Source organism: Salinimonas iocasae (assembly GCF_006228385.1).
Taxonomy (GTDB): domain Bacteria; phylum Pseudomonadota; class Gammaproteobacteria; order Enterobacterales; family Alteromonadaceae; genus Alteromonas; species Alteromonas iocasae.
The window spans coordinates 1,880,640-1,899,294 of sequence record NZ_CP039852.1; the positions used below are offsets into that span (position 1 = coordinate 1,880,640).

At 46.8% G+C, this 18,655-nt stretch carries 14 protein-coding genes; all 14 read right to left on the reverse strand.

All coding sequences use genetic code 11. The features are described 5' to 3' along the window. Positions 1-170: 170 nt before the first annotated feature. Entirely contained in the window at positions 171-2,492 is a 2,322-nt protein-coding gene (locus FBQ74_RS08255) for an efflux RND transporter permease subunit (protein WP_139756222.1), read from the reverse strand. A gap of 9 nt (positions 2,493-2,501) precedes the next feature. Beyond that, positions 2,502-3,536: a WD40/YVTN/BNR-like repeat-containing protein gene (locus FBQ74_RS08260; protein WP_139756223.1), complete on the reverse strand. Its 1,035-nt coding sequence runs from the start codon at positions 3,534-3,536 to the stop codon at positions 2,502-2,504. Between the two features lie 61 nt (positions 3,537-3,597). Continuing rightward, positions 3,598-4,965 carry a DUF1329 domain-containing protein gene (locus FBQ74_RS08265; RefSeq protein WP_139756224.1) on the reverse strand — a complete coding sequence of 456 codons (1,368 nt, stop codon included), beginning with the start codon at positions 4,963-4,965 and terminating at the stop codon, positions 3,598-3,600. 12 nt (positions 4,966-4,977) lie between these two features. Continuing rightward, positions 4,978-7,044 carry a DUF1302 domain-containing protein gene (locus tag FBQ74_RS08270; protein WP_139756225.1) on the reverse strand — a complete coding sequence of 689 codons (2,067 nt, stop codon included), beginning with the start codon at positions 7,042-7,044 and terminating at the stop codon, positions 4,978-4,980. A 186-nt stretch (positions 7,045-7,230) separates the two neighbouring features. Continuing rightward, positions 7,231-7,461, reverse strand: a complete 231-nt coding sequence (locus FBQ74_RS08275; RefSeq protein ID WP_139756226.1) for a DUF2835 family protein — start codon at positions 7,459-7,461, stop codon at positions 7,231-7,233. Continuing rightward, entirely contained in the window at positions 7,448-10,057 is a 2,610-nt protein-coding gene (gene pepN / locus FBQ74_RS08280) for an aminopeptidase N (protein ID WP_139756227.1), read from the reverse strand. Before pepN ends, FBQ74_RS08275 begins: the two co-directional genes overlap by 14 nt. Positions 10,058-10,070: 13 nt before the next feature. Continuing rightward, positions 10,071-11,546, reverse strand: coding sequence for a Na+/H+ antiporter NhaC (gene nhaC, locus FBQ74_RS08285; RefSeq protein WP_139756228.1), 1,476 nt, complete (start codon positions 11,544-11,546; stop codon positions 10,071-10,073). Positions 11,547-11,562: 16 nt separating this feature from the next. Further along, positions 11,563-12,897 (reverse strand): sodium-dependent transporter, encoded by a 1,335-nt coding sequence (locus FBQ74_RS08290; protein WP_139756229.1) that lies wholly within the window; start codon positions 12,895-12,897, stop codon positions 11,563-11,565. Between the two features lie 87 nt (positions 12,898-12,984). Beyond that, entirely contained in the window at positions 12,985-15,024 is a 2,040-nt protein-coding gene (gene prc / locus FBQ74_RS08295; protein WP_139756230.1) for a carboxy terminal-processing peptidase, read from the reverse strand. A gap of 3 nt (positions 15,025-15,027) precedes the next feature. Continuing rightward, a complete protein-coding gene (gene proQ, locus FBQ74_RS08300) occupies positions 15,028-15,693 on the reverse strand; it encodes an RNA chaperone ProQ (protein ID WP_139756231.1) in 666 nt (221 codons plus the stop codon). 15 nt (positions 15,694-15,708) lie between these two features. Continuing rightward, positions 15,709-15,999 carry a hypothetical protein gene (locus FBQ74_RS08305; protein WP_139756232.1) on the reverse strand — a complete coding sequence of 97 codons (291 nt, stop codon included), beginning with the start codon at positions 15,997-15,999 and terminating at the stop codon, positions 15,709-15,711. Beyond that, positions 15,996-16,451 (reverse strand): GAF domain-containing protein, encoded by a 456-nt coding sequence (locus FBQ74_RS08310; RefSeq protein WP_139756233.1) that lies wholly within the window; start codon positions 16,449-16,451, stop codon positions 15,996-15,998. Before FBQ74_RS08310 ends, FBQ74_RS08305 begins: the two co-directional genes overlap by 4 nt. Then, positions 16,451-17,185 carry an SIMPL domain-containing protein gene (locus FBQ74_RS08315; RefSeq protein ID WP_139756234.1) on the reverse strand — a complete coding sequence of 245 codons (735 nt, stop codon included), beginning with the start codon at positions 17,183-17,185 and terminating at the stop codon, positions 16,451-16,453. The genes FBQ74_RS08310 and FBQ74_RS08315 overlap by 1 nt, the downstream gene beginning before the upstream one ends. Before the next feature lie 93 nt (positions 17,186-17,278). Continuing rightward, positions 17,279-18,508 carry a nucleoside recognition domain-containing protein gene (locus FBQ74_RS08320; protein WP_139756235.1) on the reverse strand — a complete coding sequence of 410 codons (1,230 nt, stop codon included), beginning with the start codon at positions 18,506-18,508 and terminating at the stop codon, positions 17,279-17,281. Positions 18,509-18,655 lie beyond the last annotated feature (147 nt).

The window sequence follows — 18,655 nt, forward strand, 5'->3', positions numbered from 1 at the left end:
GTAAGTGCGGAAAAACCTTGACCATTTTCGCTAAAACAAGCGCGCATTGAAAGACCTGTTTTAACGTTAAATTAACAGCATAGATAAGTATGCACGAAACACCTATAAAAAAGGCCCTAACGGGCCTTAAAAGTGCTTACCTATGCAAAAATAATTTTGCTTTACGGTGTCTAGTCTTCGTTACGCTTAAACCAAAGCACCCTGGCCAGTGCCGGTAATACGATGATTGCGCCCAACATGTTCACCAGGAACATAAAGGTTAGCAAAATTCCCATGTCCATCTGGAACTTAAGTGACGAGAACACCCAGGTACTGACACCAACTGCTAACGTAATACCGGTGAAAAGAACTGCACTACCACGCTCACGCAATGCAGCCAGATACGCCTGCTGCACACTGTCGCCCTGCTTAAGCCGGTAGTTCATGGTAGACAGGATATAAATACCATAATCCACACCGATGCCTACGCCCAGTGCAATAACGGGTAGCGTAGAAACCGTCAGGCCGATTTCTAAAAACGTCATCAGCGCCTGAGCCAGTACAGATACAACGTAGAGCGGAATAACAACAGAGAGCGTTGAGCGCAATGAGCGGAACGACAGCAAACACAACAGAATTACCGCGCCGAATACATAACCCATCATTGGTAGCTGAGCCGATTTCACCGCTTCGTTTGTTGCAGCCATTACACCCACAGGGCCAGAAGCGAGGCTAAATTTCAAATCGTCAGTCTCGTATTGTTCACGATAGTCTTTCACCGCTTCCACAACGCGTGTAATTGTTTCTGCCTTATGGTCCTGCATAAATAAAATAACAGGCATTACAGAACAGTCGCCGTTAAGCAGACCGGAAGATGTAGGCACTCTGGCAATTGCCTGAACCAGTGTTTGCTGGTTTCGTGGCAGCACCTGCCACTTCACGTTACCTTCGTTGTAGCCCGCATTAACAACTTTGGCAATGGAAGCAAGGGATGCCGCAGACTGAACGCCCGGCACATTTTCCATCTTCCACTGAAAATCATCTATTGAGCGCATGACATCGTAACTGGTACAGGCATCGCCACTGGTTTCTACTAATACAGACAAGTAGTCTACGGTGACCTCGTATCTATCGGTAATCAGGAAGGTATCCTGGTTGTATCTTGAAGATTCATGCAACGCGGGTGCGCCGGCATGGAGATCGCCAATTTTCATCTGTTGCGACTGATAAAAGCCAAAGACCAGCAATAGCGCAGTTATTACCAGGATACTGTAAGCCGCTTTTTTATGTGAACACTTAGAAACGAACTGCCAGAAGCGTAGTGAATGCGCTTCTTTGCCCTCAAACTTGGCCACATACTTGTGATCAAGCTTCAAAAAGCTCATCAGCACTGGCAACAGAATAAGGTTTGTCAGAATAATTACAGCCACACCGATACTGGCGGTGATGGCAAGTTCTCTGATAATACCGATATCGATAACCAGCAGGGTCATGAAACCGACAGTATCAGACAACAATGCAATACCACCTGGAATCAGCAAACTTCTGAATGCAAACATCGCGGCATGTTTTGCGCCGGCCCCGCCTATCGCCTTTTTCTCTACGGCGTTAATCATCTGAACACCGTGGGAAACTCCAATAGCGAACACCAGGAAAGGCACTAAGATAGACATCGGGTCGATGCCAAAGCCGAGTACTGATAGCAGGCCCATTTGCCATACGACAGCGATAAAAGAACAGGTAAGAGGTAAAACAGTTAGCATGATACTTCTGGAGAAGAAGTACACCATGATAGCGGTAATCGCTAACGCAATAGCAAAAAACAGTACAACATCTTTAGCGCCATCTGCTACATCGCCAATCATTTTGGCAAAGCCGATAACGTGTATGGAAATTCGGTCGTTTTCAAACTGACCGCGCAGCTTTTCTTCTAACTGGCCTGCCAGGGCAAGTGTATCAAGTGGCTCACCAGTTTCAGGATCAAGTTCCAGCAATTGGGCCGTCACCATCGCACAGCTGTAATCATTTGATACCTGACGGCCTACAATATTGGCTTTCTCAATGTTCGCTGCGACTTTATCTAAAGCTGCCGGGTTTTTAGCATCAAAATCGGCTGGTATAACCGGGCCGCCTGCGAAACCACCCTCTACAATTTCAGTAAATCGGGTTGAGGGTGAAAACAGCGAAACTACCAACGAACGGTCTACACCATTGATGAAAAACAGTTGGTCATGCACATTTTTAAGTGTATCGAAGAACTCCGGGTTAAAAATGTTCCCCGTTTCATCACACACCGAAACATACACGCTGTTGGCACCACCAAAATCTTTACGGTGCTGCATATAAGTTTGCATATATTCGTGATTGAGGGGGATGTTCTTCTCAAACCCAGCATCAAGACGAATTTGAGTGGATTGATACCCCAAAAATAGTGTAGCGATGGCGAACAAGGCGATGACAACGATTCGATTTGAGAAAATCAGCCTTTCAAAAAAGTTGGTAATACCCGACATAACAGCTTCTTATTGTAAATTTAGTTGTTCGATACCATTAGCTGTAACAGCAATGACTTTATCATTAAACGCTTCGGCATTGACGATAGCAGCCTTGTTAGCTACTTGTCTGACCGACACGCCTTTGGCAGGTTTGCAGTCTGCAGGGTTTGCGTACGGATCATGTTCACTGACGGGTAACGGCCTCGACAATGAAACGACCATGCCATTATTACCCAATGCATATACCGTCTTAGCGTTCTTAAGATAAATAGAATTCAGCGTACTGGTTGAGCAGGTTTTTACGTACTCCCAGTTTTCATTCCCACGCATTACAAAGATGTTACCGCGCAACCCTACGGTCAATAATGTGGAATCATCCAGTGGCTTTATGTCAAAAAATGAACCGGTATAATCGACTTCAAACCGTTGCCAGTTTTGACCAAAGTCCGAGCTGTGGGCAAGCGTGCCAGCCTCGCCGGCCAGATACAGTTTGTTTCCAACCTGGGTTACACGATTAATATGAGGAAGTATGGAGTTTAGCTCCTGCTCATAGAAATCAGGATCTTCTTCCTTTACATCTTCAAGATACTCTCTGTCATAAGGGTCGAGTAACGAAGCGTGAAGTTCTGATGACCAGTTGGCGCCACCGTCCCGGGTTCTGTAAAACATTCCGTAAGCGCCAACAGCTATCCCGTGCTGCTTATCAAAAAAAACGATATCTAGAAATGGTCGCTGTTTGTCCGGAGCTTCAAACTGAATTTCCCAGGTGCTGCCATTATCTGCCGAATGAATAATGGTGGCGTCGTGACCGGCAGCCCATATGTGGTCGTCTATCGTTGCCACTGCTGTGAGGGTTGCAGTCGTAGGTACGTCAGCCTGTGTGTAGGTTTCGCCATCAGAGGAGAGCAAGATATGTCCGCGCTCACCCACCATGACAACCTGCTCATCTGCCGTTATATCTAATAATAACGACTGCTCAACTAATGGCGCCTGATACGCATCCTGAGCGGAAATAGCAGTACTGAATGCCAGCGCAGCAAATGCTGCCAGTGGTTTTTTCATAGGAGAAACTTCCTGAAATAGAAGTGAAAAAGCAACCGCAGGCGCGGTTGCTTAACAGGTTTTAACGCATGCCTTCGCGACGAAGGGCTTGTGGTGTGAACTCAACATCACGCGGACGGATTGAAAAATCGTAAATCTGTTCTTCGTTATCAAGGCCGATGGCAAGATAACGACGAGAGTTCAGATCATGATAAACGTCCAGGGTTGACCATTGGGTAGGTACATCGTAGTAGTTTACGCCATAAGCGAATGCTACACGGTACAACTCACCACGGTTGTCATACATATCTGCAACCTGAATTTGCCAACTATCTTCATCAATGAAGAAAACGCGTTTTTGATACACGTGACGGAATCCATCTTTCAGCGTCGCTTCAACAACCCAAACACGGTGTTTTTCCCAACGTGTCAGGTCAGGGTTGATATGGTTAGGCGTCAGAATATCTGAATAAGAAACATCGTCGCTATGCAACTTATAGTTGTTATAAGCAACATACATTTCTTTCTTACCTTTCAGCTCCCAGTTATAGCGGTTAGGTGAGCCGTTGAACATATCGAAATCGTCTGTTGTTCTCAGGCCATCCGCCGCTGTTCCAGGCGTGTCATAGGCAATGTTAGGTGCAGCTCTCACACGACGCTGACCGGTGTTGTATGTCCATGCACGACGGGGTTCTTTAATCTGATCTACTGTTTCATGTACCAGTAGTGCTGTACCTGCTAGTCGTGCTGGCTTTGTGACCTTCTGTTTAAACATAAACAGAATATTGTCTTCCAGTAGTTCTTCAGGCGTCATCTCAGGCTGGGCATATTTAATCAGCAGTTGCTCATCAAAACCGATAACGTTGTAGTCACCCGATGATGTCACAGCCGCCTGGCCGCCGTAGCGCTGAACTGCCTCACCACGATAACGTAAGATGTGGTTCCAGATAGCTTCAAGACCGTTCTGTGGAACCGGGAATGGTATCCCCATTACCGCGCCTTTCAGACCGTTACCGCCTTCAATCAATTCTGCACGTGTTGCATTTTCTTTCGTTGCTTCGTACACAGACTGTGGGTTTGACGCTGAGCGGCGTGTTTCATATACAGGCATTTCAAAGGTTTCTGGATAGGCTTCAAAAAGCTTTATCTGACCTTCAGACAGAAACTCTGCATACTCTTTATAGTTGTCAGCAGTAATAGTGAATTTAACTTCGTCACCTTCAAACGGATCAGGGTGATGATCACCCACTTCGAAGCCTGACGGCGCTTCTGTAATACCGCCCGACCAGGCAGGAATACTGCCGTCAGCGTTAGCGGCTTTTTCACCACCAAGCGGCGTTAAAGCGTTGCCCAGCTTGTCAGCTTCTTCCTGTGACACCTTTGCCATGACATTGGCACTGGCAAGTGACAGGGAAACTGCTGCTGCAATAAAACCTAATTTTCTAATCATAGTAAGCGCCCCTTAAATTGCGTACTTGATATTGAATGAAACAAAGTCACGATCAGACAGCTGATTAGTGGTTCCTACCCCTCCGAAGAAGGTGTTATAGGACGCAGTTGCTGACCATCTGTTCAGGTAGTCAAAGGTCAGTGAAAGATTGGCTGACTTTCTGTCTTCGATAAATAAGAACAATGGGTCTGGCGTAGTACCGTCAACATCGTGCGAAAAGGTTGCGCGAGCACGCAGGTTTACACCTGCCATGATGTTGTTGTAATCCGCCACTGCCAGCAGGCGATAACCCCAGGCAGAGTCTGTGGCAAACGGGTTTTCTTCTGGCCCGTCAGACAAGCCTTCGTGCAAGCCGGTACGTGGATTTCCACTTTCAGTTGGCTCCAGTGAAGGTGTTCTGGCAGTACCAGGTGCATTTAAGCGAATGATATTCGGATCCGGGAAGTCCATTACATCAACATAACCCGCTTCACCAAGTAAAACAAAGTTATCACTGCCCAGCATCGGGCCAAATACATGTGATACGGTAAACTGCGCCTGCCAGGTGTCGGAAAAGACAAAGCCTTGCGCTGTTTCACCCGGACCCACATCGCGACCAATATTATTTAGCTGTGAAATACCTGCTAAATCAGGACGTAGTCCCGCATTTGCAAGTTGCTCCGGCATACCCATGTAAAGCAGTTCGACATCATCAATCTGAAGCGGCTCATCCTGGCGATAAGCAAATTCACCGGCAAGGGCGGTAGTTCCAATATTGGTATTGAAGCTTAAGCCATACAGTTTGATGTCTTCAGGATAGAAGAAACGTGATTCGGTAAATGCACCTAGCTCGGTAATATTGTCACGTGTAATGGTGTTCTGCTGTATGAACGCAATATCCTGTGCAATACCTTCCTGAGTGAAGTCAGAAGTTACACCTGAAATAAGCGGACGCTGACTGTGATAATTAATATGGTAGAAGCTGAACTCCGTTTCATTCAAAGCTTCAGCAAACCACGTAAAGCGCAAACCATATTGCCCCTGGTCATCGGCATCATAATGAGCCTGATCAGAATAACCACGAACAGCAACTTTGGTCGGGTAAGCCAAATAAGCCTGGGAAATCTGAGCCGGGTCTGCGTCATTATTAAGCGCTGTTCCAAGCTGATTCAGCTGCGTCAGCAGGGTCTCAAGATTGATATCCGGATTGCCACTGAAGCCAAGCTGGATATTGTTAAACTGACCACCCTCGCCGGCAAAATCATTAGTTGCAAAGTAACTACCCGCAACAGGTAGCCAACTACGCTCCCACTCATACTGATAATAACCAGAAACGCTTACGTTCGGAGTCAGACCCAAAGACGCGTAAACCATGCCTACAGGAATGAAAACTTCTTTAAGTTCCGCACCTGGCGCACGAGCCCGCGTGACGTCTACCGGGTTTGTCGTATTGATGCCGTGTTGAATAAAGGTGCTTTCACCCCAGCTGATTACCTGCTGACCAACACGAACAGTTAATGGTTTGTCGCCGACCCACCAGTCGCCATAGAAGAATGCATCGAGTAAACGAATGTCTGAACAAAGCAGGTCTTCCGCTTCAGGGTCCTTACATAAATCCTGAGGTTTGCCGGTGATAAGGTTTTCGTTAGCTGTACGGCCACTAGTTTGCTCAAAGTCATAAAACCAGAAACCACGGGCGAAAAAGCCGTAATCACCAAAATTTACGTCCAGCTCATGGCTACCGGCGATTTGCGTAGAAAACGCTTCGCCCGGATCATGGGCAAGATTTCCCAAATCACCATTTGTAGAATAGGAACCGTCGCCGGACAGTGCCCACACGTCGGCACTTGGGTATATTACATTGCTTGCAGCGTTATATCCTGACCAGTCAAACTGTGGATGGTTGCTGTTACCAATCAGACTGTAATCCCTGTCTTCTACTCGTATACTCGTGGCCAACGTAAACGTTGAATCGAGTGTGACACTCGCATCGCCAATCTGCCAGCTCGCAGCCTGTGCAGGCACAGCTGCAATCCCTAACAGAGCAATTACGCCAGCTGCGACAGGTGACTTTTTAAATGCGCGTAACCTTGTTGTCATAGTTTTTATTCTCCCAAGTTGACGTTGTGGTGGCGCTGAAAGGTTAACCTACCATAACGATTAACAAAATCATTACATCATTTTCAACGAATCGCAAGAACTAATCGTACCAGTTAACAATTTGATTACGAGAGAGGTTTGACTAAAAGAGACAGGCAAGCTTCTGAAAAGTATCAGAAAGAAAGATTAGCGGATTTTTTCGAAGCGGATAAGTTTATTTGCCTGGTTAACCGTTAAGCGAAAACGGCCATGTAAGCCCGCAGAGGTGACGAAAGGACGCAGAGAGTAGCAAGGCACCTGAACCCGGTGCCCGCTTTCGGCAGTGAGAACGATATTTACTCCCGGGCCGCGGTACAGTTTTTCACATTCGTGATAATCCGCAGCCAGGGAGAAAAAATAATAATTATGCGTGCTCACCGCTTGTCTCAAAGGCAAGACTTTTAGAGACTTTCTCAAACATATCGCGACTCAGTCCCTTATGACCAAGTAAACGATTCAGCTGAGCTTTCATTAGTGACTGATGAGCAGGTGCATAGTTCTGCCACTGAGTTAGTGGTGTCACCACGCGGGCTGCTACCTGCGGGTTTACTGCATCCAGTTCCAGTAAATAATCAGTGACATATTTATAACCAGCGCCATCGGCGCGGTGAAAGCCAGCAGTATTGAAAAAGGCAAAGCTGCCCATGACTGCACGTACCCGGTTTGGATTATTGATGGTGAATTGAGGGTGTTGTTTTAGTAGCGACAACTGACTGAGAATATCATCTCTTTCCGTAGTGGCATGCAACCCGAACCACTTATCCAGTACCAGGGGATCAACATTCCATTCAGACTCAAAGTTCTGCATTAGCGCTTCGAACGCATCAGGCAAATTGCCCTGCGCTGCTTTCAGTGCGCCAAGTGTATCGGTCATATTATCAGCAGCTGCATATTGCTGTCTGACGAGGCTGTCACCGTGCTCGGTGCGCGCCAGGTGATTTAGCAGCACATTTTTGCATCGTCTGGCGTTCACAGAACGCTGGTCGTATTGGTAGCTATCGGTACTGATACTATCAAAAACGCGTTTGAGCACTGACGCCAGTTTTATGGAAAATGCATCACAAAACGCAGAGCGTGCCGAATTCAGGCTATTCGGGTCCACACGCTGACGAGTCTGGCACAATGTTTCAAAAGTCGGAATCACCAGACACTCACCGAGTAGCTCATGATTATCTGCTTCATTATTAATGACATCAGACAGCGCATTCCAGACTGAATCGTCAATCTGTTCGCCCTGCCCCTTTTCAAATTCGGCGATACACCAGTTGTAAACAGACTGCATCGCGTCCCAGCGATTGAAAGCGTCTTTGGCGTACCTAAAGACAAGCAGCATCTGCTCTACACTCAGGTTGTTATTAACTTTCGCTGGCGCAGAGAAATTGCCGAGAACGACGGGAATTAGTGGCGATTCAACCCCGGTGAAATGCAGCGTTGTTGACGGTGCATCCAGAAGCAACACGCCATCTTTTATCTTTCCATCCACATCAGTGTAGTGTTTGCCATTCTCATCGATGCAATCAAAAGCAACAGGAATGAATAGCGGTACTTTGTGTGACTGATCCGCCGTGGGCGGTGTGTGCTGGGCAACAGTGATGTCCATAACCTGTTTGCGTTCGTCAAACATTGTTGTCAGCGATATGACAGGCGTGCCAGATTGTGAATACCACTGCGCAAAATGAGAAAGATCAATATCTGTAGCGGTTTGCATGGCAGCTACAAAATCGTCACAGGTTACGGCCTGTCCGTCATGACGTCGGAAATACTCATCCATCCCTTTTCTGAAGCCGTCCTCCCCCAGTAAGGTATGGAACATACGAATGACCTCAGCGCCTTTGTCATACACTGTCACCGTATAGAAGTTATTCATCTCGATAACTTCTTCAGGACGGATAGGATGGCTCATAGCGCTGGCATCTTCAGCAAACTGATGTTCACGCATCACCCGGACGTGTTTGATTCGGTTGCTCAATTCACTGGTCATATCTGCACTGAACTGTTGATCCCTGAATACAGTTAAGCCTTCTTTAAGGCTTAACTGAAACCAGTCCCGGCATGTTACGCGGTTACCTGTCCAGTTATGAAAATACTCGTGGGCGATCACAGATTCGACATTGAAAAAATCTTCATCAGTGGCACTACGCTGGTCAGCCAGAACAAATTTGCTGTTAAATATGTTCAGGCCTTTATTTTCCATCGCACCCATATTGAAAAAGTCCACTGCAACGATCATATAAATATCCAGATCGTACTCCAGACCGAAGGTATCCTCGTCCCATTTCATAGCACGTTTAAGTGACTCAAGCGCAAATATACCGCGAGATTTTTTACCCTTATCCACGTATAACTCAAGCTTTACCGATTTTCCGCTTGTGGTGGTATAGCTATCTTCTAACAGATCGAAGTCTCCTGCCACCAGAGCAAACAGGTAGCTGGGCTTGGGAAACGGATCCTGCCACGTGACCCAGTGAGTTCCATCGTCGTTATCACCACGGGCAACAGGGTTACCGTTTGCAAGAAGCGTTGGATATTGCGCCTTGTCACCATGTAATGTGACTTCGAATGTCGCCAGTACGTCCGGGCGATCCAGATAATAGGTGATACGGCGGAATCCTTCAGCTTCACACTGCGTGCAATAGGTGTTCTGAGAAAGATAAAGACCTTCTAATGCCTTATTATTCTGGGGATCGATGTCATTGACGATGGTCAGCGTAAATGTATCGGGTACATTCCTGACAATCAGTGTGTCTTCGCGTTGTTCTATGTCTTCAAATATCTCACCATCCAGCTTAATACTCACAAGTGACAAGTTGTCACCATCAAGTTCAAGATGCTGGCTATGGTCAGAGACTCTGGTTATTTGAAGCTCGCTGGTGATGCGAGTAGCGGTAGGATGCAAGCGCACATCCATTTTTACATCAGAAATAGTAAACGCGGGCGGTAGATAATCCGCCCGTCTTTTTGCCTGCATACTCATTATTCCTCCCGGATTATGCGTTTGACTCCTTTGCGTCTGTGTCAAAAGGAGGTTTAATTCGAAGAATTTTGATACCCACGTAGGCGTAGATCACGGCCAGCACAGGGCTTACTACGTTGAAAACTGCATAGAAGATGTACTCAAACGGGTGCACACCCAGAACGCCCTGCATATATGCTCCACAGGTATTCCATGGGATTAATGGAGACGTCAGCGTCCCGCCATCCTCAAGACTACGGGACAAATTAAGCTGGTGCAGACCGCGCTTTTCAAATTCCTGCTTGTACATACGGCCCGGCATAACAATAGCCATATACTGATCTGCCGTTACCAGGTTAGTACCGATGCAGGTAAGGATTGTGCGGCTGATCATATCACCGGCTGACTTGGCTCCGCGCAGAATGGTAGTAACGCCGCGTTTCAACAGGCCAACTTTCTCCAGCACTGCACCAAAAGACATCGCACAAATAATAAGCCAGATAGTATTCAGCATCGAAGACATTCCTCCCCGGCTCAATAGGCTGTTGAGGTTATCATCACCGGTGGAAAATGTTACGCCATCGTATAGCGCCTGCCAGACAACCTTCAACATGCCGACTGCCGAGCCGTCACCTTCAGCCGCCATTTGTAACACGACATCGCTTTGGAACAGTACAGCCCAAAGTGCACCTAGCAGCGCCCCGATAGATACGGCAGGAAACGCTGGCATTTTCTTTACTGCCAGAGCCAGTAACACAACCAGCGGGACAAGCAAATGCCAGCCCAGGGTAAAGGAGTCGGCTAACAGCGTTTGCATCTGTTCAATACGCTGTGCAGTTACATCGCCAGATTCATTAAAGCCAAGAAAGACAAAAACGACCAGGGCGATTATAAAACTGGGGATCGTCGTCCAAAGCATATAGCGGATATGTTCGAACAAGTCGGTCCCTGCAACAGCTGGCGCCAGGTTCGTGGTTTCTGATAAGGGGGAAATTTTATCACCAAAATATGACCCGGATATAACCGCGCCCGCAGCAATAGCTGCAGACATACCCATGCCGGATGCAACGCCCATGAGCGCGACACCAACGGTCGCAGCTGTTGTCCATGAACTACCAATGCTCATCGCAACAACTGCGCATATCAGGCAGGTTGCGGCATAGAAGAAAGAAGGATTAAGAAGCTCAAGACCGTAATAAATAAGTGTTGGAACAGTACCTGCCAGCATCCAGGTACCAATTAAAGAGCCCACAGCCAGAAGAATAAGACATGCGCCAAGCGCCATCGAAATTCCGTTTACAATTCCCTGCTCAATGTCTTTCCATTTATGGCCGTTTTTCATACCAATGATGGCAGCCAGCCCGGTTCCAATCAGCAGCGCTATCTGATTGGGGCCAAAGGAAGAGCTATCGCCAAACAGGTAAACGGCAGAGCCCATCATGATTATCAATGCGATTACGGGTAATAAGGCATCCGTTAAAGATGGGGCTTTTACTTCTTTATTATTCATCAAACTTTATCCCGGGTTACAGCACCGAACGTGCGAACATGACAGCAATGACTACCGGGCAGACAAAACGTACATACCAGGGCCATATTTTCCAGAAAAGCGTGTGCTGAACATCAGGGCTGCCAGACTTCAGTTCCTGAAGGATAGAATCACGACGCCATACCCAGCCGGCAAAAATACACAGCACCAGGCCTAGCAATGGTTGGCTCCACTGAGTTGTTGCCGCGATAACCAGACCAAACAGACTGTCGAAATTTAAAATAATTATTGTGCTGCAACCAAATATAATCGCCGTCATTAACCAGACCGCTTTATTTCTGGCGATGCCACGGCTTTCTACCATGTAAGCGACAGGTACTTCCAGCATGGAAATAGAAGACGTTACAGCGGCGATAACCATGAGTGCAAAAAAGGCAAAAGAGATAAACAACCCAACACTGCCAATGGAATCAAACAGCGCTGGCAGCACCGTAAATATAAGCTTATCACCTTCAATCAGAGCCCCGTCTGGTGAGAAAATTTCTACACCATTGTGCAATGCTACATACATGGAAGGAATGATAAGCATACCAGCGATTATCGCGACGCCTATATCCACTAATGCAACGGAGGCGCCTATTGATGGCAGGTTTTCTTCTTTACTTACGTAAGAACCATAAACCAGCATCGTGCCAACGCCCAGTGACATTGAGAAAAAGGCCTGGCCCATTGCGCTTATCAGCAAATCAGGCTCCATTACTCTGGAGAAGTCAGGTACCAGATAGGCACTCCATCCTTCCACGGCACCCGGCTGAAAGCTGACATATATAATAAGTAGCAAAATGATTATAACAAGGGTGGGCATTAAGCGAACTGACCACTTCTCAATGCCAGACTTTACGCCGCCCAGTACAATCATTGAAGTGAGTGTGAGGAAGATTGCGCAGAAAATCATGTTGCGGGGGACCGAGAAGCCCATCAGCCAGTCAGACACTGACTGCGCACCGACCATTGATACGCCAGCATCAGCAAAGTATGCCAGCATCCAGCCACCGACGATGGCATAAAATGCCAGTATGAGTGAAACCGTCACACAACCCCAGATTCCTGTGGCCCGTCCCAGTGAGCTATTAGAGATTTTACCTAACGCGTCTACCATATTAGAACGGTTAGCGCGCCCGATAATGAGCTCTGCCATTAAGACCGGATAGGCTAAAACGAATGCCAATAGCAAGTAGACCAATACAAATGCCGCGCCGCCATTACTGGCAACCTGTGTTGGAAAGCCCCAAATATTCCCTAACCCGACGGCAGAACCCGCAGCGGCTAATATGAAGCCGATACGCGACGAGAATTCACCTCGCATAGCCATGATAATGTTCCTGTTTATTATTGTTTTGAGTGTGCGTAGCCCACAAAAAAGGCTGGCTCAACACCAGCCTTTTCTGACTTTTATTTTCTAATTATGATTGATGGCATATTTTCCCGTATTAAGCATATCAAACGTGATGTTTGCCGCCTCATCCAGGAAAGGATCCAGTTCCTCAACATCGTCTGGAATATCTTCAAGTGACTCAACTGGCTCTTTGCCCAGTCTGGTCAAACGCTCGTTAGCCCGGGCCAATTCTTGCTCTTCTTCATCTTTCTTATCAGCAAGGCGCTCTGACTTCACCAAAGATATAAAATCACGATTCTTTTTCTCTTTGTAGTCCTCAATATCTTCATAGATATATTTGAACTCAGGGTTTTCCATAATACGTTTATTATGCTTCGCAGTCAGTACATCAACGGCGCTTTGGTCAGCACCGAATGTCGCGTAATTTGCGCGATCGATACTATCCCATGGCAACGCTGTTTCTTCCTGACTCTCGCCCCATTCAGCCGGGTCAATGGGCGAAGGATATTTAATATCCGGCACCACACCCTTATGTTGGGTACTACCGCCATCTATGCGGTAGAATTTAGCGATAGTGAACTGTACGCTACCCAGTGGATTCTCGTAAAGGTCATAGATACGACCCAGGCCACGGTGTTGCTGTACAGTTCCCTTTCCAAAGGTCTGCTCTCCGATAATCAGAGCACGGTTATAATCTTGCATTGCGGCTGCAAAGATCTCTGATGCAGAAGCGCTGTAACGGTCAACCAAAACAGTAAGAGGACCTTCATATGCAACCTCTCCGTCGGTATCCCGGTTCACACTGACTTTGCCTTCACCGTAACGGATTTGAACCACAGGACCTTTTTCAATGAAAAGACCACTCAGCAGTGTTGCTTCTGTTAACGAGCCACCACCATTGCCGCGCAAATCAACGATTATGCCTTTAACATCCTGAGCATTAAGCTTGTCAATTTCCTTGCTGACATCGGCGTGAAGGTTGTTGTAAAAGCTCGGGATTGTAATAACGCCCAGCTTTTCACCTTCGTGCGGACCACTATCCGGAACGTAAACGTCTGATTTGGCAGCACGGTCTTCAAGCTTGATTTTATCGCGGGTAAGATTTACCACCGACATGGCTTTACTTTCGCTGGCGCCTTTTTGGATTTGTAATCTAACAGTTGAGCCTTTGGGTCCTTTGATAAGGTCAACAACCTCATCAAGTCGCCAACCGACCACATCTACAAATTCTTCATCATCCTGCGCCACACCGATTATTTTATCTTCTGGCTTTAACGCCTTAGACTTATCAGCTGGGCCACCCGGTACAATGCTTTTAATAACAGTAAAATCTTCTTCACTTTGCAGAACAGCGCCTATCCCCTCAAAGGACAGATTCATTTCCATTTGGAAGCGATCGGCATTGCGCGGAGAAAGATAACTGGTGTGAGCTTCAATACTTCTGGCAAAGCTGTTCATTACTGTCTGAAATACATCTTCGCTTTGCGTTTGCTTAATCCGCTTAATTGCACGGTTATAACGCTTAGTCAAAAGCTCTTTCGCTTCATCCCACGTTTTACCCGCAAGAATCAGATTCAGAGCGTCGTATTTAACACGCTGACGCCACAGCTCATTCAGCTCTTTTTCTGATGTCGCCCACTTAGCGTCTTCCCTGTCGTAATAAAATTTGTCATCCGCTTTTTCAAAATCAAATTTTTCGTCTAATAGCGACAGCGCGTATTCATAACGCTGCATACGCCGTTCAGACGCCTGATTGAAAATATCGTACGCAACTTTAAGATTACCGCGAGTCAATGCCTCATCAAAATCGTCCTGGTAACGTTTGAAGTTTTCAACATCAGACTTCAACAATACTTGTTTGTTATTGTCGAGTGCTTTGAGAAAGCGGGAGAAGATTTTTTCAGACAGTGCGTTATCCAACGCTATTTCCTTGTAGTGCGCCCTGGTAAACAGTGCACTCACCCTTTTCGCGGCAACGCTGTGCTGAGTTTCCTGCTGAAGAATGGGTAACTCATCAACGTCAGGCGTCGTGGTGACAGCTCCTGCGCCGACCCCCATAGTCAGAAACGCAGTGGCAATGGAAATACGAAGGATATCTTTCATGTTTTACGACCTCTTGGAGCCAGCCAAACGTAAAGCGTCCGAATTCACTTTTACTACCATCCCGGTATCTAGCTGAACATGGATGCCATCTTTGGCAACTTCAGTAATGACGGCAGGCATCGGTGCCTTGCCCAACTTAACCGTAACTCTGGTCCCGGCTTGAAGATCGGACTCGGACAATTTTGCCGGGGGAGTCTTCATTGGTCTTCCAGATTTCGGTTTAGTTCCCTTTTTTGTCTCATTGGTGCGCTTCACCGGTGTAGCACCTGGCTTAACGTTATTACGTCGAGGTGGACGTTTTTCACCGTCCTGCTGCTGTTTGGCTTTACGCTTTTCAGCGGCTTTAGCCTTGCTTTCATCCAGCTGTTGCTTGGCATGATCGGCATGCTCTTTTTCAATCTGCGCATCCTGATTACCATCAAGATCTACACGGTAAGCACCTTCTTTGATGCTATGCAGATAACGCCAGCTGTTGGTGTAATGTCTTAACGTAGAGCGTAGCAAGGTTTTGCTGATACGCTCGTCATCTTCTAATCGTGTTGCCAGTTCCTGAAAAATACCAATTTTCAGTGGACGTGCTTCGCCCTCGATAGAAAAACAGTGTGGAAAACGCTCCGCCAAAAAGGCGATAACTTCTTTACTGTTAGAAAACTTCTCTGCTGATTCCATTAAATTTAACGCTAGTTAGTAAAAATCCGAATTATCCGCATCATCCCAAGTTGCCAGCGTGTGGTCAACCCAATCCAGCAATTCATCATCTTCAATGTCTAATAAACTGGCATTTTGATGCCACTCTTCCCAAGTGTAGTGCAATATTCGTTCAAGCCTGCCAGTATCGATGTCTTCATCGGCTTTGTCATACATAGCGTGCAAAATAAAATTTAAACGCTCCGCGGCCTCATGGGGATCGGAATGATGATCATCCATATCCTCAGGTGTCGCTAAAACCACATGAATGTCTACATTATCTTTCATACTTGCGTTGCTTCCAGCATTCTGGCTATTTTCTCGAGTCCGGCTTTATCCACGTCTGTAAAGCGGCCGAATTCAGGGCTGTCTATGTCCAGTACGCCAATTAACTGATCATTTACTACTAAAGGTATAACAATTTCAGAATTGGATGCAGCATCACAGGCGATATGGCCATCAAAAGCGTGAACATCCTCGACTACTAAGGTACTTTTATCTGCAGCAGCGGTGCCACAAACGCCCTGGTTCATCGGGATACGAATACAGGCAGGCTGCCCCTGAAACGGCCCAAGCACCAGTTGGTCTTCCTTATACAAATAAAAGCCTGCCCAGTTTACCTTTTCAAGATGGTTAAACAGTAACGCACTGATATTTGCCATATTGGCGATTAAATCTTTCTCGCCGCTTACCAGTGCTTCAGCCTGCGCGGCTAACCGTTCATACTCACTTTGTGACACTATTGCTCTCCGTTTTTAACTGCATCTAATGCAAAAATAACATTTACATTTGCTTCTATCTGTTGCTGTCCCGGCATGGCCGCAGACTCATCAGCCATCGCCATTCTTGCTCTGCCTGTGGAAAATACCATACCGCCGTGCTGCTGGGTAACACTGATTACGCTTCCTACACTTACGTCCAGTTCTGAAGCAATGACCCCTGCACGTGATTTGGCATCACTGATAGCGTTTATCAAGGCCTTTTGGTAAGCATCCTGCTGATTTTGTGAGACAAGCTCAAACTGGCTGATTCGGGTTACACCCCGCTTGAGGGCCCCATCGATAATCCGGTCATATTGATCAATTTGGTTATGCGTAACCGACACTTCGCGGGCAAGAACAAATCCCTGCTGTTTACGGCCCTGCGACGTGTTTTCGTACCAGGGTGACAATCTTACCTGCATGGATTGGATTTGCTCGGCGGGTACACCTTGCTCTGTTAGAAAGTCAGTTAACTGATTCAGGTGGTTTTGCAGTTGTGTATTCAGTTTACTGACCGTTTCCCCTTTTTGTTCGAGGATAAAGGTTACGCTAAATGCATCCGGGGTTACTGCAACACTACCAGTACCCTGTACCTGAATCTGTGATACCGGAGGTGTTGTCGTCTGTTGTTGCGCGACGCCTGCACTTGAAAAACTTAGTGTCATAATAACCAGCGCAGTGCGCGCGATATTTTTGATAGCCGGGGTTCGCATAGGTTTTGCTCCTGTAATAGTTAAATATGCTTCATTACTACGTTGTGACTGTCACTATGCAATCACGAGTGTGAACGACAGATGAATGAACCGTTAACCAAAAAACCAGTAACTTACTGTTATCGCAGTAAGTATACCTGCTGCATCAGCAGCCAGACAGCAAGCTACCGCATGGCGGGCGTGTTTAATCCCAACAGCCCCCAGATACACAGCGAGCACATAAAAGGTTGTTTCTGTAGAACCCTGCAGTACAGAAGCAAGACGGCCTGCGAATGAGTCTGCCCCCTGATACTGCATCGTTTCTATCATTAATGCGCGTGCTCCGCTCCCTGACAGGGGCTTCATTAATGCGGTAGGAATAGCTTCTACAAAACGTGTATCGCCGCCCATTAACGCTACGCCAGTTGCCAGCATATCAGATATGTAGTCAAGTACGCCGCTGGCGCGCAGCATCCCGATAGCGATTAGCATAGCCAGTAAATAAGGGATCAGATAAACAGCGACCTCAAACCCTTTTTTCGCACCGTCAATAAATAACTCATAGGTGTTAAGTTTTTTTCGGTAACCTGCTAATAGCACCGCAACAACAAAGCTTAATAATAAAAAATTTGCCACAACAGAGGACTGGCTTGCCAGCTGGTCTGCAGCAAGTGTTGAAAAATAAAGAACCACAGCGGTCAGGGCAGCAAACAAAGCTGTAGCATACAATACAATTACTTTTTCAAAGAGATTGATTCTCTGAACCATGGCGGTCACCAGCACGCCCACGAAGGTTGATGCACTGGTAGCAAGCAAAATAGGAATAAACACATCGGTTGGTTGTGCGGCACCCTGCTCTGCCCTGTACAAAAACACTGCAATTGGAAATAAAGTGACAGAAGAAGTATTGAGTACCAGAAATAAAATCTGGCTGTTTGTCAGTGTATCAGGTGTGTTATTCAGCTTTTGCATGTCTTGCATGGCACGAATGCCGAAAGGCGTCGCGGCATTATCAAGTCCCATTACATTTGCTGACAGGTTCATGGTAATACTACCCAGTGCGGGGTGGTCTCGTGGTATCTGAGGCATAATCCGGCAAAGCAGCGGTGACAAAACGCGTGCAAATTTTTGTATCATCCCGGATTTCTCGGCAACCTCGAAAATGCCTAGCCAGAACGCCAGTACTCCGATTAACCCGATGGCGATATCGACACTTAGTCCTGCCATGCTGCTTACCGCCGTCATCACTTGCTCAAAGCCGGCACTTCCGGCTCCGGTCACCGCCTGTGCACAGGTTGCGATGAATGCTGCAAGAATAAAAGAAAGCCAAATTTTATGAATCATTACTGCTTGTTGTTTTTCGTTCTTTTGGGCAGTGTATCAGAAAGCGCACGAAACCATACGATCAAACCAATCAAAGGCAACCTTTCAGGATTGCAATTAATAATGCAAGCATATAACCTTGCCCGGTGAGTGGTAATAAAAGGAAAC